This is a genomic window from Burkholderia sp. 9777_1386 (assembly GCF_015712265.1).
Lineage (GTDB): Bacteria > Pseudomonadota > Gammaproteobacteria > Burkholderiales > Burkholderiaceae > Burkholderia > Burkholderia cenocepacia.
Window position 1 is genome coordinate 1 of sequence record NZ_JACCQB010000038.1, and the last position, 21,977, is coordinate 21,977.

General features: G+C 69.4%; 20 protein-coding genes. 13 read left to right on the top strand and 7 right to left on the bottom strand.

All coding sequences use genetic code 11. The features are described from left to right. Positions 1-184 precede the first annotated feature (184 nt). The 13 genes from kdpF (at position 185) to H0X91_RS24455 (ending at position 14,774) form a co-directional block, all read left to right on the top strand. The gene (gene kdpF, locus H0X91_RS24395) at positions 185-277 is read left to right on the top strand and encodes a K(+)-transporting ATPase subunit F (RefSeq protein ID WP_006752209.1); all 93 of its coding nucleotides are present in this window, start codon (positions 185-187) and stop codon (positions 275-277) included. Then, positions 274-2,079 carry a potassium-transporting ATPase subunit KdpA gene (kdpA, locus tag H0X91_RS24400; RefSeq protein WP_006481875.1) on the top strand — a complete coding sequence of 602 codons (1,806 nt, stop codon included), beginning with the start codon at positions 274-276 and terminating at the stop codon, positions 2,077-2,079. The genes kdpF and kdpA overlap by 4 nt, the downstream gene beginning before the upstream one ends. A 54-nt stretch (positions 2,080-2,133) precedes the next feature. Next, the gene (kdpB, locus tag H0X91_RS24405; protein ID WP_034201499.1) at positions 2,134-4,218 is read left to right on the top strand and encodes a potassium-transporting ATPase subunit KdpB; all 2,085 of its coding nucleotides are present in this window, start codon (positions 2,134-2,136) and stop codon (positions 4,216-4,218) included. A 25-nt stretch (positions 4,219-4,243) separates the two neighbouring features. Then, a complete protein-coding gene (gene kdpC, locus H0X91_RS24410; protein WP_084750500.1) occupies positions 4,244-4,825 on the top strand; it encodes a potassium-transporting ATPase subunit KdpC in 582 nt (193 codons plus the stop codon). 152 nt (positions 4,826-4,977) lie between these two features. Further along, positions 4,978-7,821 carry a DUF4118 domain-containing protein gene (locus H0X91_RS24415; RefSeq protein ID WP_084750497.1) on the top strand — a complete coding sequence of 948 codons (2,844 nt, stop codon included), beginning with the start codon at positions 4,978-4,980 and terminating at the stop codon, positions 7,819-7,821. Continuing rightward, a complete protein-coding gene (gene kdpE / locus H0X91_RS24420; RefSeq protein WP_006483513.1) occupies positions 7,814-8,512 on the top strand; it encodes a two-component system response regulator KdpE in 699 nt (232 codons plus the stop codon). The genes H0X91_RS24415 and kdpE overlap by 8 nt, the downstream gene beginning before the upstream one ends. Positions 8,513-8,662: 150 nt before the next feature. Further along, positions 8,663-8,944: a DUF333 domain-containing protein gene (locus H0X91_RS24425; protein ID WP_062884407.1), complete on the top strand. Its 282-nt coding sequence runs from the start codon at positions 8,663-8,665 to the stop codon at positions 8,942-8,944. Between the two features lie 153 nt (positions 8,945-9,097). Continuing rightward, positions 9,098-9,418 (top strand): quaternary ammonium compound efflux SMR transporter SugE, encoded by a 321-nt coding sequence (gene sugE, locus H0X91_RS24430; protein WP_006497024.1) that lies wholly within the window; start codon positions 9,098-9,100, stop codon positions 9,416-9,418. A 217-nt stretch (positions 9,419-9,635) separates the two neighbouring features. Next, positions 9,636-10,253 carry a DUF4126 domain-containing protein gene (locus H0X91_RS24435; RefSeq protein ID WP_006483514.1) on the top strand — a complete coding sequence of 206 codons (618 nt, stop codon included), beginning with the start codon at positions 9,636-9,638 and terminating at the stop codon, positions 10,251-10,253. Further along, positions 10,250-12,865, top strand: coding sequence for an ABC transporter permease (locus tag H0X91_RS24440; RefSeq protein ID WP_058901661.1), 2,616 nt, complete (start codon positions 10,250-10,252; stop codon positions 12,863-12,865). The genes H0X91_RS24435 and H0X91_RS24440 overlap by 4 nt, the downstream gene beginning before the upstream one ends. A 43-nt stretch (positions 12,866-12,908) precedes the next feature. Further along, the gene (locus tag H0X91_RS24445; protein ID WP_006488211.1) at positions 12,909-13,319 is read left to right on the top strand and encodes a group II truncated hemoglobin; all 411 of its coding nucleotides are present in this window, start codon (positions 12,909-12,911) and stop codon (positions 13,317-13,319) included. 109 nt (positions 13,320-13,428) lie between these two features. Continuing rightward, a complete protein-coding gene (locus tag H0X91_RS24450; RefSeq protein ID WP_006488196.1) occupies positions 13,429-14,160 on the top strand; it encodes an alanyl-tRNA editing protein in 732 nt (243 codons plus the stop codon). Then, positions 14,157-14,774, top strand: coding sequence for a DUF924 family protein (locus tag H0X91_RS24455; protein WP_006488213.1), 618 nt, complete (start codon positions 14,157-14,159; stop codon positions 14,772-14,774). The genes H0X91_RS24450 and H0X91_RS24455 overlap by 4 nt, the downstream gene beginning before the upstream one ends. A gap of 171 nt (positions 14,775-14,945) precedes the next feature. Here H0X91_RS24455 and H0X91_RS24460 read toward each other — a convergent pair whose 3' ends face one another. The 7 genes from H0X91_RS24460 to H0X91_RS24490 form a co-directional block, all read right to left on the bottom strand. Then, complete coding sequence (locus H0X91_RS24460) at positions 14,946-16,838, bottom strand: ArnT family glycosyltransferase (protein WP_043205566.1); 1,893 nt, start codon at positions 16,836-16,838, stop codon at positions 14,946-14,948. Positions 16,839-17,071: 233 nt separating this feature from the next. Then, positions 17,072-17,833, bottom strand: coding sequence for an SDR family oxidoreductase (locus H0X91_RS24465; protein ID WP_006488202.1), 762 nt, complete (start codon positions 17,831-17,833; stop codon positions 17,072-17,074). A 22-nt stretch (positions 17,834-17,855) separates the two neighbouring features. Further along, positions 17,856-18,437, bottom strand: a complete 582-nt coding sequence (locus H0X91_RS24470; RefSeq protein ID WP_006497020.1) for a TIGR00730 family Rossman fold protein — start codon at positions 18,435-18,437, stop codon at positions 17,856-17,858. After that, positions 18,434-19,192, bottom strand: coding sequence for a TetR/AcrR family transcriptional regulator (locus tag H0X91_RS24475; protein ID WP_006488215.1), 759 nt, complete (start codon positions 19,190-19,192; stop codon positions 18,434-18,436). The genes H0X91_RS24470 and H0X91_RS24475 overlap by 4 nt, the downstream gene beginning before the upstream one ends. 201 nt (positions 19,193-19,393) lie before the next feature. Continuing rightward, on the bottom strand, positions 19,394-19,927 hold the full coding sequence (locus H0X91_RS24480; RefSeq protein WP_006488206.1) for a diacylglycerol kinase: 534 nt from the start codon (positions 19,925-19,927) through the stop codon (positions 19,394-19,396). After that, on the bottom strand, positions 19,924-20,958 hold the full coding sequence (locus H0X91_RS24485; protein ID WP_006488194.1) for a glycosyltransferase family 4 protein: 1,035 nt from the start codon (positions 20,956-20,958) through the stop codon (positions 19,924-19,926). The genes H0X91_RS24480 and H0X91_RS24485 overlap by 4 nt, the downstream gene beginning before the upstream one ends. 28 nt (positions 20,959-20,986) lie before the next feature. Then, positions 20,987-21,925, bottom strand: coding sequence for a UDP-2,3-diacylglucosamine diphosphatase (locus tag H0X91_RS24490; protein WP_080331294.1), 939 nt, complete (start codon positions 21,923-21,925; stop codon positions 20,987-20,989). Positions 21,926-21,977: the final 52 nt, after the last annotated feature.

The window sequence follows — 21,977 nt, forward strand, 5'->3', positions numbered from 1 at the left end:
CCCCGATACCTTTGACCCGCCCTTTACGCGCGTTCCCATAAGGTTCTAGTCGTCCGATTTCGACGACGGAGAACATAAAAATGGATGGGGTTTTCATCGGCGCACTGGTGCTCTTCACCGCGCTGACCCTCGGTTTGCTTGCCGGTTGCGACACGCTCGCGCAATACGGTCGCGGGGGGCGGGCATGACCTGGATGCTTTGGCTGGCTGGTGCGTCCACCGCGCTGCTGTTCGCGTATCTCGTCTTTGCGCTGCTGCGCGCGGAGGACATCGAATGAACGCGAACAACCTGTTGCAGACGCTGCTGTTCATCGTCGTGCTGCTGGCGGCGGCCGTGCCGGTCGCGCGCTACCTGAGCGCGGTGATGGACGGCAGTTCGCGCGTCGTGCGCGTGTTCGGGCCGCTCGAACGCGCGCTGTACCGCGTGGCCGGCGTCGACGCCGGCACCGAGATGAACTGGAAGCAGTATGCGGTCGCGACGATCGCGTTCAACGCGCTCGGCGTGCTGTTCCTTTACGGGCTGCTGCGCCTGCAGGGCTTCCTGCCCGGCAACCCGCAGCAGTTCGGCGCGATGACGCCCGACGGCGCGTTCAACACGGCCGTCAGCTTCGTCGCCAACACGAACTGGCAGGACTACGCGCCCGAGCAGACCGTCAGCTATCTGTCGCAGATGCTCGGCCTGACGGTGCAGAACTTCCTGTCGGCAGCGACCGGCATCGTCGTCGTGATCGCGCTGATCCGCGGCTTCGCGCGCCACACCGCGCAGACGATCGGCAACTTCTGGGTCGACCTCACGCGCGTGACGCTGTACGTGCTCGTGCCGATGGCTGCGCTCGTCGCCGCGCTGCTGATGAGCCAGGGCGTGCTGCAGAACATGAAGGCGTACCAGGACGTGCCGGTGTTGCAGGCGAGCACCTACGCGGCGCCGAAGCTCGATGCGCAGGGCAACCCGGTGAAGGACGACAAGGGCAACGCGGTCACGGTGCCGACCCCGCTCACGAAGCAGACGCTCGCGATGGGCCCGGTTGCGTCGCAGGAAGCGATCAAGATGCTCGGCACCAACGGCGGCGGTTTCTTCAATGCGAACTCCGCGCACCCGTACGAGAACCCGACGCCGTTCGCGAACTTCATCGAGATCTTCGCGATCCTGATCATCCCGGCCGCGCTGTGCCTGGTGTTCGGCCGCATGATCGGCGACCGCCGGCAGGGCGTCGCGGTGCTCGCGGCGATGACGGTCGCGTTCACGATCGCGATCGGCGTCGAGGTGAGTGCCGAGCAGGCCGGCAACCCGACGCTCGCCGCGCTGCACGTCGACCAGTCGGCGGGCGCGCTGCAGTCGGGCGGCAACATGGAAGGCAAGGAAACGCGCTTCGGGATCGCGCAGACCGGCATCTTCACGGTCGCGACCACGGCGGCGTCGTGCGGCGCGGTCGACGCGATGCACGATTCGCTGACGCCGGTCGGCGGTCTCGTGCCAATGCTGCTGATGCAACTCGGCGAAGTGGTCTACGGCGGCGTTGGCTCGGGTCTCTACGGGATGCTCGTGTTCGCGCTGCTCGCGGTGTTCGTCGCCGGCCTGATGATCGGCCGCACGCCGGAATACGTCGGCAAGAAGATCGAGTCGTACGAGATGAAGATGGTGTCGATCGTCGTGCTGCTCACGCCGCTGCTCGTGCTGGTCGGCACGTCGATCGCCGTGCTCGCCGATGCGGGCAAGGCCGGCATCGCGAACCCCGGCCCGCACGGCTTCTCGGAAATCCTCTATGCGTTCAGCTCGGCCGCGAACAACAACGGCAGCGCGTTCGCGGGCCTGACGGTCAGCACGCCGTTCTACAACTGGATGACCGCGATCGCGATGTGGTTCGGCCGCTTCGGCACGATCGTGCCGGTGCTGGCGATCGCCGGTTCCCTCGCCGCGAAGAAGCGCATCGCGGTGACGAGCGGCACGCTGCCGACCCACGGGCCGCTGTTCGTCGTGCTGCTGCTCGGCACCGTGCTGCTGGTGGGCGCGCTGACCTACGTGCCGGCGCTCGCGCTCGGCCCGGGCGTCGAGCACCTGATGATGTGGCTGGGCGCGTGATGCGCGCCCGCATGGCGACACGTTGAAAAGACTGAAGAGCTTGAAGAGATCGCAATGACTCAACATTCCGCAACACGGTCCATGTTCGACCCGGCGCTGCTGCGCCCGGCGATCGTGGACTCGTTCAAGAAACTCACGCCGCGCACGCAGTTCCGCAACCCGGTGATGTTCTGCGTGTACGTCGGCAGCATCCTGACCACGATCCTGTGGATCGCGGCGCTCGCCGGCCAGGCCGAGGCGCCCGCGGGCTTCATCCTCGCGGTCACGCTGTGGCTGTGGTTCACGGTGCTGTTCGCGAACTTCGCCGAAGCGCTCGCCGAAGGACGTTCGAAGGCGCAGGCCGCATCGCTGCGCAGCGCGAAGAAGGACGTGATGGCGAAGAAGCTCAACGAGCCGCATCCGAAGTCGCCGATCCGCATCATGACCGCGTCCGACCTGCGCAAAGGCGACGTCGTGCTGGTCGAGACCGGCGACGTGATCCCGGCCGACGGCGAGGTCGTCGACGGCGTCGCGTCGGTCGACGAATCGGCGATCACCGGCGAATCCGCACCGGTGATCCGCGAATCGGGCGGCGACTTCTCGTCGGTGACGGGTGGCACGCGTGTGCTGTCCGACTGGATCGTCGTCAAGGTCACCGCGAACCCCGGCGAGGCGTTCCTCGACCGGATGATCGCGATGGTCGAAGGCGCGAAGCGCAAGAAAACGCCGAACGAGATCGCGCTGACGATCCTGCTCGTCGCGCTGACGATCGTGATGCTGCTCGCGACCGCGACGCTGCTGCCGTTCTCGATGTTCTCGGTCGACGCGATGAAGGCCGGCCACGTGGTGACGATCACCGCGCTGGTCGCGCTGCTCGTGTGCCTGATCCCGACGACGATCGGCGGGCTGCTGTCCGCGATCGGCGTGGCCGGGATGAGCCGGATGATGCAGGCGAACGTGATCGCGACGTCGGGCCGCGCGGTGGAAGCGGCCGGCGACGTCGACGTGCTGCTGCTCGACAAGACCGGCACGATCACGCTCGGCAACCGTCAGGCGTCGACGTTCGTGCCGGCGCCGGGCGTGACCGAGGAAGCGCTGGCCGATGCCGCGCAACTGTCGTCGCTCGCCGACGAAACGCCGGAAGGGCGCAGCATCGTCGTGCTCGCGAAGGAGCGCTTCAACATCCGCCAGCGCGACATGGCGCAACTGCACGCGACGTTCCTCGGCTTTTCCGCGCAGACGCGGATGAGCGGCGTCGACCTGCCCGGTCGCGAGATCCGCAAGGGCGCGGCCGACGCGATCCGCCGCTACGTCGAAACCCACGGCAGCCGCTTCCCCGAGGAAGTGCGCCGCGCGGTGGACGACGTCGCGCGCCGCGGCAGCACGCCGCTCGTCGTCGCCGACCTGCAGGACGGGGCGGCGCGCGTGCTCGGCGTGATCGAGCTGAAGGACATCGTGAAGGGCGGCATCAAGGAGCGCTTCGCGGAACTGCGCAAGATGGGCATCAAGACCGTGATGGTGACGGGCGACAACCGGCTGACGGCCGCGGCGATCGCGGCGGAAGCGGGCGTCGACGATTTCCTCGCGGAAGCGACGCCGGAAACCAAGCTCGCGACGATTCGCGAGCATCAGGCGGCCGGGCGCCTCGTCGCGATGACGGGCGACGGCACCAACGACGCGCCGGCGCTCGCGCAGGCCGACGTCGCGGTGGCGATGAACACCGGCACGCAGGCGGCGAAGGAAGCCGGCAACATGGTCGACCTCGATTCGAACCCGACCAAGCTGATCGAGATCGTCGAGATCGGCAAGCAGATGCTGATGACGCGCGGGTCGCTGACGACGTTCTCGATCGCGAACGACATCGCGAAATATTTCGCGATCATCCCGGCCGCGTTCGTGACGACCTACCCGCAACTGCGCGTGCTCGACATCATGCACCTGACGTCGCCGGCGTCCGCGATCCTGTCTGCCGTGATCTTCAATGCGCTGATCATCGTCGCGCTGATTCCGCTCGCGCTGAAGGGCGTGACCTATCGGCCGCTCGGCGCCGCGTCGCTGCTGCGCCGCAACCTGCTGGTCTACGGCCTCGGCGGCGTGCTGCTGCCGTTCCCGTTCATCAAGCTGATCGACATGACGCTCGCCGCGCTCGGCTGGGCCTGAGCCGGCCGCACTGGAAGGAACCATCATGAAATCGTTGATTCGCCCGCTCGTCGTGCTGTTCGTCATCCTGACCGCCGTGACGGGGCTCGCTTACCCAGCCGTGATGACCGTGTTCGGTCAGGCCGTGTTTCCGTCGCAGGCCAACGGCAGCCTGATCGAGCAGGACGGCAAGGTCGTCGGCTCCGCGCTGATCGGCCAGCCGTTCGATGCGCCGAAGTATTTCTGGGGCCGGCTGTCGGCCACCGCGCCGATGCCGTACAACGCGGCCGGCTCGGGCGGCTCGAACTTCGGGCCGCTGAACCCGTCGCTCCCCGACCAGGTGAAGGCGCGCATCGCCGCGTTGCGCGACGCCGGGACCGACCTGTCGAAACCGGTGCCGATCGACCTCGTGACCGCGTCGGCGAGCGGCCTCGATCCGGAAATCACGCCGGCGGCCGCCGCGTACCAGGTCGAGCGCGTCGCGAAGGCGCGCCATCTGGCGCCGGACGTGGTCGCGCAACTCGTCGCCGTGAACACGACGGGCCGCCAGTTCGGCGTGCTCGGCGAGCCGCGCGTGAACGTGCTGAAGCTGAATCTCGCGCTCGACGCGGCGCAGGCCGCGCACTGACCGATCGCGCGTGCCGACCGGCGTCCGGCGCGGCCTGGGCCGCGCCGGACGCGCTTTTCCCGACGGCGCTTGCGCCGTCTTTGCCTTTTGCGGCGATTTGGAACCACAATGCTCGTACTCGCGCGCATCCGGGCGCTCCGCTTTCCTCACGCATGAACCGTCCCGATCCAGACCAACTTCTCGACAAGCTGCAGCGAGATGAAGAAAAGCAGCGGCGCGGCCAGCTCAAGATCTTCTTCGGCGCGTCCGCCGGCGTCGGCAAGACCTACGCGATGCTGCAGGCCGCGCGCCAGCGCCGGCAGGAAGGCGTCGACGTCGTCGTCGGCATCGTCGAGACCCACGGCCGCAGCGAGACCGCCGCGCTGCTCGACGGCCTCGACGTGCTGCCGCCCGCCCGCATCGACTATCGCGGCCGCACGCTCGCCGAATTCGATCTGGACGGCGCGCTCGCGCGAGCGCCGCAACTGATCCTCGTCGACGAGCTCGCGCATTCGAACGTGCAGGGCGCACGCCACCTGAAGCGCTGGCAGGACGTCTACGAGCTGCTCGACGCGGGCATCGACGTCTATACGACCGTCAACGTCCAGCATCTCGAAAGCCTGAACGACGTGGTCGGCGCGATCACCGGCATCCGCGTGTGGGAGACCGTGCCCGATCGCGTGTTCGACGCGGCCGACGAAGTCACGCTCGTCGACCTGCCGGCCGAGGAACTGCTCGAGCGGATGCGCGACGGCAAGGTCTATCTCGCGCAGCAGGCCGAGCGCGCGGTGCGCAACTTCTTCCGCAAGGGCAACCTGATCGCGCTGCGCGAACTCGCGCTGCGGCGCACGGCCGATCGCGTCGACGCGCAGATGCGCGAGTACCGCGCCGACCGTTCGATCCAGCGCATCTGGCAGGCGCGCGAGCGGTTGCTGGTGTGCGTCGGGCCCGGCCCCGAAGCGCCGACGCTGGTGCGCGCGGCCGCGCGGCTCGCGGCGAGCCTGAAGGCCGACTGGATCGCCGTGTACGTCGAGACGCCGCGCCTGCAGCGGCTGCCCGACGCGCGGCGGCAGCGCACCCTCGACGCGCTGAAGCTCGCGGCCGAGCTCGGCGCGGAGACGGCCACGCTCGCCGGCGCCGACGCGGTCGCCGCGCTGATCGGCTATGCGAAGGTGCGCAACGTGTCGAAGCTGGTCGCGGGCGGCTCGCCGAAGGTGGGGCTCGCGCGCCGCTTCGCGCGGCCGTTCGGCGAGCAGCTAGCGGAACGCGCGGGCGACGTCGACCTGATGCTGATTCGCGCATCCGCGAGCGACGAGGCGCGCGCCGCGCCGCTCGACGCGCGGGCGCGCGACTGGCGCGATGCGTTCGCGCAGTTCGGCACGCACCGCTCGCCGCCGCGCCATTACGCGTATGCGGCCGCGATCTGCGCGGCGATCACCGTCGTCGCGAGTGTCGTGTCCGGGCGACTCGACCTCACGAATCTCGTGATGCTGTACCTGCTCGGCGTGGTGTTCTCGGCCGTGCGGCTCGGGCGCGGCCCGGGCGTGCTGCAGTCGTTCCTGTCGGTGGCCGCGTTCGATTTCTTCTTCGTGCCGCCGCGCATGTCGTTCTCGGTCAGCGACACGCAATACCTGCTGACCTTCTTCGGGATGCTGCTGACGTCGCTCGTGATCAGCCACCTGACATCGACGCTGACGCGCCAGGCCAGCGTCGCGCAGCGCCGCGAGCGCCGCACCGGCGCGATCTACGCGATGGCGCGCGAACTCGGCGCGGCGCTGACGACCGAGCAGATCGTCGAGATCGGCAGCCGCCACGTCGGCGAGGTGTTCCGCGCGCGTGTCGCGTTCCTGCTGCCCGACAGCGCGGACCAGGTGCGGCAGAAGATCGAGGAGCCCGACGCGGCCGTCACGCTGACGGGCGCGGAGCTCGACAGCGACGTCGGCCAGTGGGTGTACGACCAGCAGAAGCCGGCCGGCCGCGGCACCGATACGCTGCCGGCGACGGCCGCGCTGTACCTGCCGCTGAAGGCGCCGATGCGCACGCGCGGCGTGCTCGCGGTCGCGTCGCGCGAGCCGCGCGAACTCGAGGTGCCCGAGCAGCAGCGGATGCTCGACGCATTCGCCGCGCAGATCGCGCTCGCGCTGGAGCGCGTGCACTACGTCGAGATCGCGCGCGACGCGCTCGTCAACATGGAATCCGAACGGCTGCGCAACTCGCTGCTGTCGGCGATCTCGCACGACCTGCGCACGCCGCTCACGACGATCGTCGGCTTCTCGTCGATGCTCGCGAACGGGCGCGCGGCCGCGCAGGCGGGCGACGCCGCGGCGGCCGCGCGGCTCGCGCAGCGCGAGGGCGAACTCGTCGACGCGATCCACGACGAGGCGCTGCGCATGACGGGCATCGTCACGAACCTGCTCGACATGGCGCGGCTGCAGGCCGGCAGCCTGCAGCTCAAGCGCCAGTGGTCGCTGCTCGAGGAAACCGTCGGCGCCGCGCTCGCCGCCTGCCGGCGGGTGCTCGCCCGCCATCCGGCGCGCGTTGCGCTGCCGGCCGACCTGCCGCTGCTGCAGATGGACGCGGTGCTGATGGAGCGGCTGTTCACCAACCTGTTCGAGAACGCGGCGAAGTACACGCCGCCCGATACGTCGCTCGACATCGGCGCCGAGCGCGTGACCGACGACGGGCAGCCATTCGTGCGCGTGCGCGTCGACGATCACGGCCCGGGCCTGCCGGCCGGCATGGAAACGCGGATCTTCGACAAGTTCACGCGCGGGGAGAAGGAATCGGCGACGCCGGGCATCGGGCTCGGCCTCGCGATCTGCCGCGCGATCGTCGAGGCGCACGGCGGTAAAATCGGCGCGCTGAACCGCACCGCGCCCGACGGCCACGTGACGGGCGCGCGCTTCTGGTTCACGCTGCCGGTCGACACGCCGCCGGCCGCGCCGGCCGTGCCCGACGACGAACCCGACCTGCCGGGCGCATCGCCCCCATCCGAGTCATTGCCAGACCATGAGTGAACCCAGCCTGACCGTCGTCCTGATCGAGGACGAAAAGCAGATCCGCCGCTTCGTGCGCGCCGCGCTCGAAGAGGAGGACATCGCGGTGTTCGAGGCCGAGACGGGCAAGCAGGGGCTGATCGACGCGGCGACGCGCAAGCCCGACCTCGTGATCGTCGACCTCGGGCTGCCCGATACCGACGGCCTCGACGTGATCCGCGAACTGCGCGGCTGGTCCGAGGTGCCGGTGATCGTGCTGTCCGCCCGCACGCAGGAAGAGGAGAAGGTCGCGGCGCTCGACGCGGGCGCCGACGACTACCTGACCAAGCCGTTCGGCGTGTCCGAACTGCGTGCGCGGATGCGCGCGCAACTGCGCCGGCGCAACCAGGGCGGCGCGAACGAGTCGCCGAAGGTGACCTTCGGCAGCGTGACCGTCGATCTCGCGCTGCGCCAGGTATGGCGCGACGATGCGATCGTGCACCTGACGCCGCTCGAATACCGGCTGCTCGCGACGCTCGTGCGTCACGCGGGGCGCGTGCTCACGCACCGCCAGCTGCTGCGCGACGTGTGGGGGCCGTCGCACGTCGAGAGCCATCACTATCTGCGCATCTACATGGCGCACCTGCGCCAGAAGCTCGAGGCCGATCCCGCGCAGCCCGAGCACATCGTCACCGAGACGGGCGTCGGCTACCGGCTCGTCGGCGCCGTGTGACGACGGGCGCGGCGGCGCACACGGCCATGACCCCGCGCGCCGGCACGGTTGCGCCGGCGCGACAGTCTCGCGACTGCCGCCGGCCTTGCACACCGGCTGCGCGATCCCCGCTATCCTGACCGTTCCGCGAACGAAAACGAGGAGCGTGCAATGTCCGTCCGTCTGGTCGTCCTCTGTGCGCTGGCGCTGGTCGCGCCCGGCGCGTTCGCCCAACCGTTGCCGCCCGGGCAGCAGCCGCCCGCGCAGGTGGCGCTGGCCAATCCCGCGTCGGTCAACTGCGAGAAGCTCGGCGGTCGCCACGTGATCCGCAACCTGTCGAGCGGGCAGGTCGGCATGTGCATGTTCAAGGATGGCCGCGTGTGCGAGGAGTGGGCGCTGTACCGCGACGACCGCTGCGTCGGCGGCGGTGCGCCGAAGCGCGTGGCGAACTGAGCGCGGCCGGCCGATCGCGCCCCGCATCGGCCACCGACGTGGCAGGCAGCCGGCAGGTCCGTAAGCCTCTTGTTATACTCGGCGCCGCCCGGGGACGACCCCGGGTCATTCGCTTCAACGGGGACGGCCCCATCCGATACGGAGTACGTCGAGATGGCGTGGGTATGGTTGTTGATCGCCGGTTTGCTGGAAGTGGCCTGGGCGGCCGGCTTGAAATCGTCGGACGGCTTCACGAAGCTCGGTCCGTCGGTGTTTACGATCGTGACGGCGCTGGCCAGCTTCGGGCTGCTCGCGGTCGCGATGCGCCAGTTGCCGCTCGGTACCGCGTACGCGGTGTGGACGGGCATCGGCGCGGTCGGCGCGTTCGTGTTCGGCATCGTGATGATGGGCGAGGCGCTGACCGTCGCGCGCGTCGCGAGCGCGGCGCTGATCGTCGCGGGGCTGGTCGGCCTGAAGCTGTCGTCGGCCGCCTGACGACGGTATCCCGGGTGCGCAGGCGCCCGGGCGCCGCCTTGCCCCGCGGAATTGCGCCGGTCGCCCGCCCAGCCTGTCTATAATGGAACGCATTCGGGCCTGAATCCCGTCGTGCTTCTCGCGGCACGCGGTGCCGGTCGCCACGCGCCGCGCGGCCAATCTGTCCGACCCGATCCGATCAATCGGCAAAACGCACGGAAAGTGCAAGGAGAGGGCCATGATCGAAGCCATTTCGCTCGGCGCGGGGCTCGCGTGGGCGAGCGGCCTGCGCCTGTACCTGACGGTCCTGATCGCCGGCGTGCTGGCGCGGTTCGGCTGGCTCCATCTACCCGACACGCTGGCCGTGCTGATGTCGCCGTGGGTGATCGGCGCCGCGGCCGTGCTCACCGTGACCGAGTTCCTTGCCGACAAGATCCCCGCGTTCGACTCGCTGTGGGATGCCGTGCATACCTTCATCCGCATCCCGGCCGGGGCCGTGCTCGCGGCCGGCGCGCTCGGCCATGCCGACCCGACCATGCTGGCGGTCGCGGGGCTCGCCGGCGGCTCGCTCGCCGGCGCCGCGCACGTGGCGAAGGCCGGCACGCGCGCGCTGATCAACCTGTCTCCCGAACCGATTTCGAACTGGGTCGCGTCGTCGACCGAGGACGGTCTCGTGGTCGGCGGGCTCGTCCTCGCGTTCTTCGTTCCGCTCGCGTTCCTCGTGCTGCTCGCCGCGTTCATCGCGGCGTCGGCGTGGGCGCTGCCGCGTCTGTGGCGCGGCGTGTCGGGCGGTTTTCGCGGGATGGCGAACCACATGGTGTCGCGGCTCAACTCGATCGGAGGGAAACGCGATTGAAGGGGCCGCAACACGCGGCGCAGCCGCCGGCCGGGCCATCCGGCCATGACGGGCGCGCGCATGCCGGCCGCTTCGGTCTGCGCGACCTGATCCACCAGGCTGCCCGGATGACCGCGCGCGACTGGCGCGCGGGCGAACTGACGCTGCTCGTCCTCGCGCTGGTGCTCGCGGTCGCGGCGCTGACGAGCGTCGGCTTTCTCGCCGATCGCCTGCGCCAGGGGCTCGAGCGCGACGCGCGTCAGATGCTCGGCGCCGATTTCGTCGTGCGCGCCGATCATCCGGTCGATCCGTCGTTCGACCGGCAGGCCCGCGCGCTCGGCCTGCGTACCGCGACGACCGCCATTTTTCCGAGCATGATCGCGGCCGCCGCGGGCGGGCAGGCGGCCGACGCGGCACCGTCGCGCCTCGCGGCCGTGAAGGCCGTGTCGCCCGGGTATCCGCTGCGCGGCGCGGTCGAGATTCTGCCGGCCGGTGCCGCCACTGCGCAGAAGGCGGCCGCGATTCCCGCGCCCGGCACCGTATGGGCCGACCCGGCGCTGCTCGACGCGCTGCACCTGAAGGCCGGCGATACGGTGCGGGTCGGGCTGCGTACATTTACGGTCGCCGCCGCGATCACCCGCGAACTCGATCGCGGCTTTTCGTTCGTCAATTTTTCGCCGCGGCTGATGATGCGCGCGGACGAGCTCGCCGCGACGGGGCTCACCGGCTACGGCAGCCGCGTCACGTACCGGCTGCTGGTCGCCGGCGATGCTCCGGCCATCGCGCGCTTCGAAACGTATGCGCACGCGCGCGTCGACGGCGGGAAGCTGCGCGGCGTCGGGCTCGAGTCGTTGCAGGAAGGGCAGCCGCAGGTGCGGCAGACGCTGGATCGCGCGCGCCATTTCCTGACGCTCGTCGCGCTGCTGACCGCGCTGCTCGCGGCGGTCGCGATCGCGATGGCCGCGCAGCGCTACATGCGGCGTCATCTCGACGGCTGCGCGACGATGCGCTGTCTTGGCGTGAGCCGCCGCACGCTCGGCGCGCTGTTCGCGCTGGAATTCGCCGGCGTCGGCATCGTGTCGGGCGCCGCGGGCGCGGTGCTCGGCTATGCCGGCCACTGGGCGTTGCTGGCCGCGCTCGGCAGCCTGATCGACGTCGTGCTGCCGCCGCCGACGTTGTGGCCGGCGCTGATCGGCATGGGCGCCGCGCTCGTGCTGCTGCTCGGTTTCGCGCTGCCGCCGCTCGTGCCGCTCACGCGCGTGCCGCCGGTGCGCGTGCTGCGGCGCGAGTGGGGCGACGCGTCGCGCACCGCGTGGGCCGCGTACGCGATCGGCGTCGTGCTGTTCGCGGGGCTGCTGATCGTGGCCGCCGGCAACCTGAAGCTCGGCCTGATCGTCGCGGGCGGCTTTGCCGGTGCGCTGGTCGGTTTCGCGCTGATCGCCCGGCTCGTGCTGTTCGCCGCCGCGCGCGCGGTGCGCAATGCGCGCGTGGCCGCGGGCGTCGGCTGGCGTTACGCGCTGGCGTCGCTGCACCGACGCGGCACGGCCAGCGCGCTGCAGATCACCGCGCTCGCGCTCGGCCTGATGTGCCTGCTGCTGATCGCGATCACGCGCAACGACCTCGTGGCGGGCTGGCGGCAGTCGACACCGCCCGATGCGCCGAACCAGTTCCTGATCGACATCCAGCCCGACCAGCGCGCCGATGTCGCGGCCTATCTGGCCGCGCACGGCGTGCGCGACGCCGAGCCCGCGCCGATGGTGCGCGGCCGCCTCGTCGCGATCAACGGCAAGCCGGTGAATCCGGACGCGTACCCGTCCGAAGAGGCGCGCCGGCTCGTCGATCGCGAGTTCAACCTGTCGTATACGACCGAGCTGCCGTCCGACAACCGGATCGTCGAAGGCGACTGGTTCGGCACCGCGGCCACGCCGCAGATCTCGATCGAAGCCGGCCTCGCGAAGACGCTGAACGTGAAACCGGGCGACACGCTGCGCTTCGACGTGACGGGACTGACGGTCGACGCGCCCGTCACCAGCGTGCGCAAGCTCGACTGGGGCTCGTTCCGCGTCAACTTCTTCGTGCTGATGCCGCCGCCCGTGCTGAAGGATTTCCCGGCCGTCTACCTGACCAGCTTCCATCTGCCGGCCTCGGACGCCGCGCTGCTCGATCCGCTGATCGCGCGCTACCCGAACCTGACCGCGATCGATGTCGCGCCGATCCTCGCGCAGTTGCAGCGGATGATGCTGCAGGTGGTCGGGGCGGTGCAGTTCCTGTTCGCGTTCACGCTCGCGGCCGGGGTGCTCGTGCTGTACACGGCGCTCGCCGGCTCGCGCGACGAGCGCGTGCGCGAGGCCGCGCTGCTGCGCGCGCTCGGCGCGTCGCGCGCGCAGGTGAACGCGGTGCAGCGCGCGGAATTCGTCGTGGTCGGCGCGCTGGCCGGCGTGCTGGCATCGGCGGGCGCGATCGCGGTCGGCTGGGTGCTCGCCGCGCGCGTGTTCGACTTCCAGCTCGCCGTCGATCCTTGGCTCGTGCCGGCCGGCATCGCGGCCGGTGTCGTCTGCGCCGGTGCGGCCGGCTGGCTGAGCCTGCATAATGTGTTGCGGCGCCCCGCGCTGCAGTCGCTGCGCGACGCCTGAGCGTCGCCCGCGGCCCCGAAGATCCCGTTTCCCGACTATCCGTATGACCGATGTGAATGACGATGCGCCGTCGCAGCCGACGGCGTTCGAGCTCGTGGGCGGCGAAGCCCGCGTGCGCGAAATGGTGGACCGCTTCTACGACCTGATGGACCTCGAGCCGGAGTTCGCGCAGATTCGCGCGCTGCATCCGCCGTCGCTCGACGGTTCGCGCGACAAGCTGTTCTGGTTCCTGTGCGGCTGGCTCGGCGGCCCCGACCACTACATCAGCCGGTTCGGCCATCCGCGGCTGCGCGCGCGGCACCTGCCGTTCCCGATCGCGTCGGTCGAGCGCGACCAGTGGCTGCGCTGCATGGCGTGGGCGATGGAGGATGTCGGGTTGCCGGAGCCGCTGCGCGAGCGGCTCATGCATTCGTTCTACGACACGGCCGACTGGATGCGCAACCGGCCCGGTTGATCGACCGGTACGCCGCTGCCCGCGCGCGGGACGATCTGCGTCTGGGCGCCCGTGCCGCCCGGCGCGACACTGGCCGTTTCCATTCCCCCATCGATACGAGGCTCGCCCGATGACGACACAAGCGCTGTTTCGCGAAGACGCGTACCTCACGCAATGCGAGGCGATCGTCCAGGCCGTCGGCGACGACGGCATCCGGCTCGACCGCACGGTGTTCTATCCGCTCGGCGGCGGCCAGGCCGGCGACACCGGCACGCTGACGCTGCCCGACGGCAGCACGATCGCGATCGCTGACACGCGCAAGGCGAAGTTCGACGGTGCGACGCCCGACGACGCCGTGCACGTGCCCGCGCCGGACCAGGAGGCGAGCGTCGCGACGCTCGCCCCCGGCACGCGCGTGGTCGCGGCGATCGACTGGCTGCGCCGCTACCGGCACATGCGCCTGCATACGGCCGCGCACCTGATGTGCGCGGTGCTGCCGTATGCGGTCGACGGCTGCAGCGTGACGGCCGACTACGTGCGGCTCGATTTCGCGACGTCCGACGCGATCGACCGCGACGACGTCGAGCGGCGCCTCGCGGGCTTCGTCGTCGGCGCGCATCCGGTCACGACCGAATGGATCACCGACGACGAGATGGCCGAGCGGCCCGAACTCGTGCGCACGATGAGCGTGAAGCCGCCGATGGGCCTCGGCCGCGTGCGGCTGCTGCGCATCGAAAACGTCGACCTGCAGCCGTGCGGCGGCACGCATGTGCGCAACACGTCCGAAATCGGTGGGCTGCGGGTCGCGAAACTGGAAAAGAAGAGTGCGCGCACACGGCGCCTCGTACTGGAGTTTGCATGACGATCGATACCGGGAAAGCAGGCGCGGCGGCGCTCGATCCGCAGGCACGGGAGATTCTCGATTTCTGGTTCGGCGCGCCGGGCTCGGCCGAATTCGGGCAGAACCGCACGGTCTGGTTCAATGGCGGCGCGGCATTCGACGACGTGCTGCGTACGCGCTATGGCGCGCTGCTCGACGCTGCATGCGACGGCGCTTGCGATCACTGGGCCGATTCGCCGTCGGGCGCACTCGCGTTGATCGTCGTGCTCGACCAGTTCTCGCGCAACATCCATCGCGGCACGCCGCGCGCGTTTGCCGCCGATTCGAAGGCGCTCGCGCTCGCGCGCCGCGTCGTCGCGGCCGGCTGGGACGCGCGGTTGCCGAGCGGCCATCACCGTGCGTTCGCGTATCTGCCGTTCGAGCACGACGAGTCGGTCGAGAGCCAGCGCGAGGCCGTGCGTCTGTGCGCGGGCATCCGCGACGAGGCCGGGTGCGAGAGCTATCACCGCTTCGCATTGCTGCATGCGGCGGTCGTCGAGCGCTTCGGGCGCTTTCCGCACCGGAACGCGATTCTCGGCCGCGCGTCGACCGACGAGGAAACGGCGTTTTTGCGAGAGCCCGGCTCGTCGTTCTGACGATCCGAATGTCGACGTGATGACGGAAGGGGCGGCGACCGTTGGGGCGCTGGCGGGCTCGGACCGGCGCCGGCATCGCGCAAGGGCTGCGCACCGGCCGGGCGGATGAGCGCGGCCATTGCCGAAGAAGAAAACGAAGGCGGGCAGGACGGCGCATCGCGCCGCCCGGCGTCACTGCAGGTGCTGTTCGGGCGTGCGCACGTAAACGCGCAGCAACTCGTCGTTGTCGCCCGGGCGGGCGCCCGTCCAGAACAGCTTCCACTCGCTGCCGGGCGCCGGCTCGACGGCCCGCACGCCCTGCACGATCATCCATGTGCAGCGCGTCGTCTTCGCGTCGTCGATCGGCGTGTGCTGGATGCCGGAGAAGTAGTACATCATCGGCGCCTCCGATTCGCCGAACCCGGGCAGGCTCGCCATGCAGTCGCCGTCGTTCCATTCGAGCGCCAGATGCGCGTTCAGGTCGTCGAACACCGAGCGGTAGCTCTTCGCGGCATCGAGCCACGGCAGCAGCAGCGTGTAGACGAGCCCCCACGCGACGAGCGCGCCGGCGCCCCACGACAGCGCGCCGCGCCACCGGCCCGTCGTGCGCAACTTCGGCAGCAGCGTCAGCCAGCCGACCGTCAGTGCGAGCGCGCCGGTCACGAGCGCGGGCTGGATCGGCATCGTCCAGTCGAGCGGCAGCCAGCGGCCGAGCAGCGCGAGATCGGCGCGCGACGCGGCCGGATCGGCCATCACCGCCCAGATCGCCCACGCGAGCACGACGACCGTGCCGAACAGGAGGCGGCTCAGGTAATCCCAGGCGAGATGCAGCCGGCGCGGCAGGCGCTCGATCGCCTGCGCGGCGACCAGTGCGAGCGGTGCGAAGAACGGCAGGATGTAGAGCTGGCGCGACGTCGCGGATATTTGCAGCACCACGAGCCCGATACCGGCGAACAGCACGGGCAGCGCGACAGACGGCACGCGCCAGTCACGCCATGCGCCGCGTGCGAGCGCGACGATCGCGAGCGGTGCGATCGGGAAACCGACGGTCAGGAACGCGCGGAGAATGAAGAGCGGCTTGTCGTTTTCTGCCCCGAGCTCGGGGACGGAGAAACCGAAGAAGCGGCCGACGTTGTTGTCCCAGAACCACTTCATGAACAGCGTCTCCGAGCGCAGGAACAGCGCGGTCGGCCAGATCAGCGCGAACGGCGCGAACACGAGCGCGGCAATGCCGAGCGCGCGTGCGAACGAGCGGGTGCGGCAGGCCGGGTAGAGCACCAGTGTGCAGACGAGCGTGGCCGCGAACACGAGCGGCACGAACAGCCCCTTCGCCATCAGCGCGATGCCGACGCCCGCGCCGAAGAGCGGCGCGGCCCAGCGGCTCGCCGGGTGCACCGGCAGCCCGTGCCGCATCTGCTGCGCGCGCGCGACGTGCTGCATCACGAGTTCGAGCAGTCCGCAGAACCCCATTGCCGTACCGGCAAACAATGCGACGTCCGTCATCATGTCGTGCACGTGCTTGATGACGACGAGCGTGCCCGCGCTCAGCACGACCGGGCCGAGCACGCGCAGGTCGAACCAGTTCTCCGTCCGGCTGGCCACGCGGGCCGCACGTGCGATGAAGCCGAACGCGAGCGCGGCGAACAGGGCGCTCGCCAGGCGCGCCGCGTCGTGCAGCGGCATCACGCGCTGCAGCAGCCACGCGAGGCTGGTCGCGACCCACGCGTAAAGCGGCGGCTTTTCCATGAAGGGCAGGCCGGCATTGGTCGGCACGACGAAGTCGCCGGTCTCGAGCATGTGCTGGATGATGCCGAACGTGTAGGTTTCGTCCTGTTTCCACGGATCGTGGCCGAGCACGCCGGGCAGCGTGTACGCGCACACCAGGGCGGCAACGAACAACCAGGCGCGCCAGCCGAGCAGCAGCGCGCGGTCGCGCGCGGGGCTGGCGGCCGCGGTCGATGCGGCAACGGGCGTGCCGGCAACGTCGAGCGTCGCGATGACGTCGGTATCGGCGGTCGAGCGGGTGTGCGCGGCCGAGGCGGGCACGGACGTGCGTCGCCGGCTGGGCGCTGCGGTTCCAGGCATGGAAAAGATCTCGGGTCGAGTCGAGCCGGTCCGGCGACATGGGCTGGACCGATAAGGGGATTACATCCGGCTAACGGACAGGATGTTTAAGACACCTGTCTGAATGACCGCTAGTAGAGCACGGAATTGTTACGGATGTTTACTGAAACTGTCACGGAATTGTGGAGATTTGTGGCGGCGTGACCACGCGGCGTTGTCGACCGCCGTATTGTTGCGCGGCGCGGCGCGTCAGCTCAGCGGCCGCCGCCGACGTCGAGCAGGGCGCCCGTCGTGTAGGAGGCCGTATCGCCGAGCAGCCAGACGATCGCCTCGGCGACTTCCTGCGCTTCGCCCGCGCGGCCGAGCGGCGTTTGCGCGCCGAGGCGGGCCGCACGGCCCGGCTGGCCGCCGCTTGCATGAATGTCGGTCTCGATCAGGCCGGGGCGTACCGCGTTGACGCGCACGCCGTGCGGGCCGAGTTCCTTGGCGAGGCCGATCGTCAGCGAATCGACCGCGCCTTTCGAGCCCGCGTAGTCGACGTACTCGTTCGGCGAGCCGAGCCGCGATGCGATCGACGACACGTTGACGATCGCGCCGCCGCGGCCGCCGCGGTCGGTCGACAGCCGGCGCGCGGCTTCGCGCGCGCACAGGTAGGCGCCGAGCACGTTGGTATCGAACATCCGCCGCAACCGGTCGACCGGCATGTCGGCGAGCGGCATCGACGGCGCGACGATGCCTGCGTTGTTGACGAGCGCGTCGAGGCGTCCGAACGCGGCCGCAACGGTATCGAACATCGCGACGACGTCCGCCTCGTTCGCGACATCGCCCGCGACGATGCACGCGCGGCCGCCCGCGTCGCGCACGGCCTGCGCGGTCAGTTCGGCCGCCGCCGCGTCGCGCGCGTAGTTGATGCCGACGTCCCAGCCGCGTTCGGCCGCGAGCACGGCGGTCGCGCGGCCGATGCCGCGGCTCGCGCCGGTGATGAGGACGGCCTTGCGGTCGGACGATGCGGTCATCGCGTGCGGGTTCCGGTGAGGGTCACTTCGCTGCGTCGGGCGCCCACTTGTCGCGGGCGGGCGGCTGGTAGCGGCGCAGCCGCTCGATCAGCGCGACGGGTTCGGATTCGACGCACAGCGCGTCGAAATAGGCCGGCCGCATGAAGCCTTCGTCGACCGTATGGCGCAGCAGCGCGATCAGCGGATCGTAGAACGAATCGATGTTGTAGAGCGCGACGGGCTTGCGGTGATAGCCGAGCTGCGCCCACGTGTAGACCTCGAAGAGCTCCTCGAGCGTGCCGGCGCCGCCGGGCATCGCGACGAACGCGTCGGAGAGGTCGGCCATCATTTTCTTGCGATGGTGCATGTCGGGCACGACGTGCAGTTCCGACAGCCCCGTATGGCCGACTTCCTTGTCGACGAGCAGCTCGGGGATCACGCCGACCGCACGGCCGCCGGCCGCCATCACTTCGTCGGCGATCACGCCCATCAGGCCGACGCGGCCGCCGCCGTACACGAGCGTGAGGCCCGCGTCGACGAGCGCGCGGCCGAACGCGCGCGCGGCATCGGCATAGACCGGCCGCACGCCGGACGACGAACCGCAGTAAACGCAGACTGCCTTCATTGCTTCGCGTCCTTGGCGGGGGCCTGCCCACCGGAGACGGGGCTGCCGGCCGGGCGCGGCGAACCGTCGCGCGGCGGCAGGTAGTCGGTGAACTGGCGCTTGGGCAGCTTGCCGGAGACGAGGTCGTCGAACAGCTGGCGCGAACGGCCGCGCAGGTACGGGGCCATGATCGAGATCACGTGCATGCTCACCTGGTGCAGCTCTTCGCGGATCGCGTCCTGGTCGTTGTATTTGCGCGGATGCATCACGTACTGATACGACAGCCAGTACGTCGAGATCACGGCCATGTTGGTGGCGATGACTTCGATCTCGGCGGGCGTCGCGACCATTTCGGCATCGGAGACGAGCAGCTCGCACATGTCGTGTGCGAAGCGCACCTTGTGGCTGATGATCTGCTTGAAGTGTGTCTCGAGCGTGCGGTTGCGTGCGAGCAGGTCGTTGAGGTCGCGATACAGGAACCGGTAGGTCCACATGAAATCGGCCATGTACTGCAGGTACGACCAGGTTTCGTCGATCGTCGGACGGTGATCTTCGGGGAAGCGCAGCCGCCGTTCGATCTGCTGCTCGAACTGCGCGAAGATGCTGTTGATGATGTCGTCCTTGTTGCGGAAATGGTAGTACAGGTTGCCTGGACTGATTTCCATTTCCTCGGCGATCGTCGTGGTGGTGACGTTCGGCTCGCCGATCTCGTTGAAGAGTTTCAACGACAACTCGAGAATCCGTTCGCGGGTGCGGCGGGGAGGTTTCGCTTCCATGTCGTCCGGCCCTGTGTGTGCCGGACTGGCGGGCGCTGCAATCGATGCTGCGTGATTCGTCCGGCGCGGGTTGCTGTTCTATGTCTAGCGGACGATTATAAACCGGGGTTTCGCCACATCGGGGCATTTCGTGATCGCGGCCCCGCGCGGCGCATGGTGCAGCGCCGCACGCGGGCAGCGGGAATGGCGCCGGGCGGTTGCCTAGAAGCCGAGCCAGCGTGCGACGACCGGCCCGAGCACGAAGCCCCAGGTCGTCACGCACGCGAACAGCGCGACCGTCACGGCCGCGCTGCCGAGGTCCTTCGCGCGTTTCGACAGTTCGTGACGTTCGAGCGAGATGCGGTCGATCGCGGCTTCGACGCTCGAGTTCAGCAGCTCGACGATCAGCACCAGCAGCACCGAGCCGATCAGCAGCGCGCGCGACGCGGCCGGCACCGGCGCGAATGCGCCGATCGGCAGCATCAGCGCGGCGAGCGTGAGCTCCTGGCGAAACGCGCTTTCCTCGCGGATCGCGACGCGAAACCCGTTCAGCGAATGCTTGAGGGCGAACCACGCGCGGGTGATGCCGCGGTGGCGCTTGTACGGGTTCGGCGGCAGCGGCGCGAGCCGGTCGTCGGGGCCGAGCGGTTCGTGCGCGTGCACGTCCGCGTCGGCGTGCGGCTCTTCCTCGTCGAACGGGCGGTGCCGCGGCGTCGCGGCGGGGGGCGGGATCTTGTCGTTCAGGTCTCGTTTCAAACGGCGGCACCTTCGGCTGGCGAGTACGCGGTCTTCGGCAGCGGCTTCAGATGCGACGCGAACTGCTCGGATGCCGCGCGCCACGAGAAGCGTTCGGCCCACGCGCGCGCAGTCGTGCGTTCGATCTTCAGCGCCTCGAGGCAGGCTTCCTGCAGATCCTCGTGCATCGCGCCGGCATTGCCTTCGCCGAGCACGTCGATCGGACCCGTGACGGGATACGCGGCCACCGGCGTGCCGCAGGCGAGGGCTTCGAGCAGCACGAGGCCGAACGTGTCGGTGCGACTCGGGAATACGAACACGTCGGCCGCAGCATACACCTTCGCGAGCTCAGCCTGTGACAGCACGCCGAGATAGTTCGCCTCCGGGTAGCGCGACTTCAGTTCCGCGAGCGCGGGGCCTTCGCCCGCGACCCACTTCGAGCCGGGCAGGTCGAGGCGCAGGAACGCCTCGACGTTCTTCTCGATCGCGACGCGGCCCACGTACAGGAAGATCGGCCGCGCGGTGTTGAGCACCTTCGATTCCATCGGCCGGAAGATGTCGAGGTCGACGCCGCGGGTCCACAGCACGACGTTCGTGAAGCCGAACTTCTCGAGGTCCTGCTTGACGACCGGGGTCGGCGCCATCACCGCGAGCGACGGGCCGTGGAACCAGTGCAGGAAGCGGTAGGTCGCCGCGAGCGGGATGCCGAAGCGCGCCTGCACGTATTCCGGAAAGCGGGTGTGATACGCGGTCGTGTACGGCAGCTTGCGGGCGCGCGCATAGCGCCGTGCGGCGAGGCCGAGCGGGCCTTCGGTCGCGATGTGCAGCGCGTCGGGTGCGAACGCATCGATCCGTGCGCGCAGCTTGCGGTACGGCAGGATCGACAGGCGGATCTCGGGGTAGGTCGGGCAGGGCACCGTGCGGAATTCCAGCGGCGTCAGCAGCTCGACGCGGTGGCCGAGCGCCGTGAGTTCGCGAGACGTGCTCTTCAGCGTACGCACGACGCCGTTGACCTGCGGTTCCCACGCGTCGGTGACGATCATGATCTTCATCGCGGCATGTCCTGTAAGTAGGGTTGTGTCAGGCAGCGGCCTTGGCCTTGCGCGACGTGGTCTCCGACGGTGCGGTGCGCATCACCGTCCAGTAGACGATCTTCAGTTCGCCTTCCATCGTTTCGACGAGCGCGGACAGGCTTTCGACCCAGTCGCCGTCGTTGCAGTACAGCACGCCGTCGATGTCGCGGATCTCGGCCTTGTGGATGTGGCCGCACACGACGCCGTCGCAGCCGCGGCGGCGCGCCTCGTCGGTCATCACGGTCTCGAACTGCGAGATGAAATTGACCGCGTTCTTGACCTGGTGCTTCAGGTACTGCGACAGCGACCAGTACTGGAAGCCGAGCCGGCTGCGGATCCGGTTGAACCAGCGGTTCAGCACGAGGATCAGCGTGTAGAGCGTGTCACCGAGGTACGCGAGCCATTTCGCGTGCTGGATCACGCCGTCGAACAGGTCGCCGTGCACGATCCACAAACGTTTGCCTGCGAGCGTCGTGTGAAATGCCTCGCTGCGCACCTGGATGTCGCCGAACGCGAGATCGCAGAACTGCCGCGCGCCTTCGTCGTGGTTGCCGGGGATGTAGACGACCTGCGTGCCCTTGCGCGCCTTGCGCAGGATCTTCTGCACGACGTCGTTGTGCGCCTGCGGCCAGTACCAGCCTTTCTTCAGCTGCCAGCCGTCGATGATGTCGCCGACGAGGTACAGGTATTCCGAATCGTTGTGACGCAGGAAATCCAGCAGGTAGGGCGCCTGACAGCCGCTCGAGCCGAGGTGGATGTCGGACAGCCAGATGGTGCGGTAGCGGTGGGCGGACGGCTCCGGGTCCTCGTGCTGGGTGGTGTGCGCAACGGGCGGCTTGTGCGACACCACGCCGTCGGTTGCCCCCGAGCCGGACAGGAACGCAGTGGCGGCGCGGGCGCCGATGGGGTGACGAAACAGTGAGGTCGCGGACGTTTTCTGGCCCATGCATGACTCGCGCCGGTTGACATTACCGGCATTCCGCCATGCGGGCGTGACT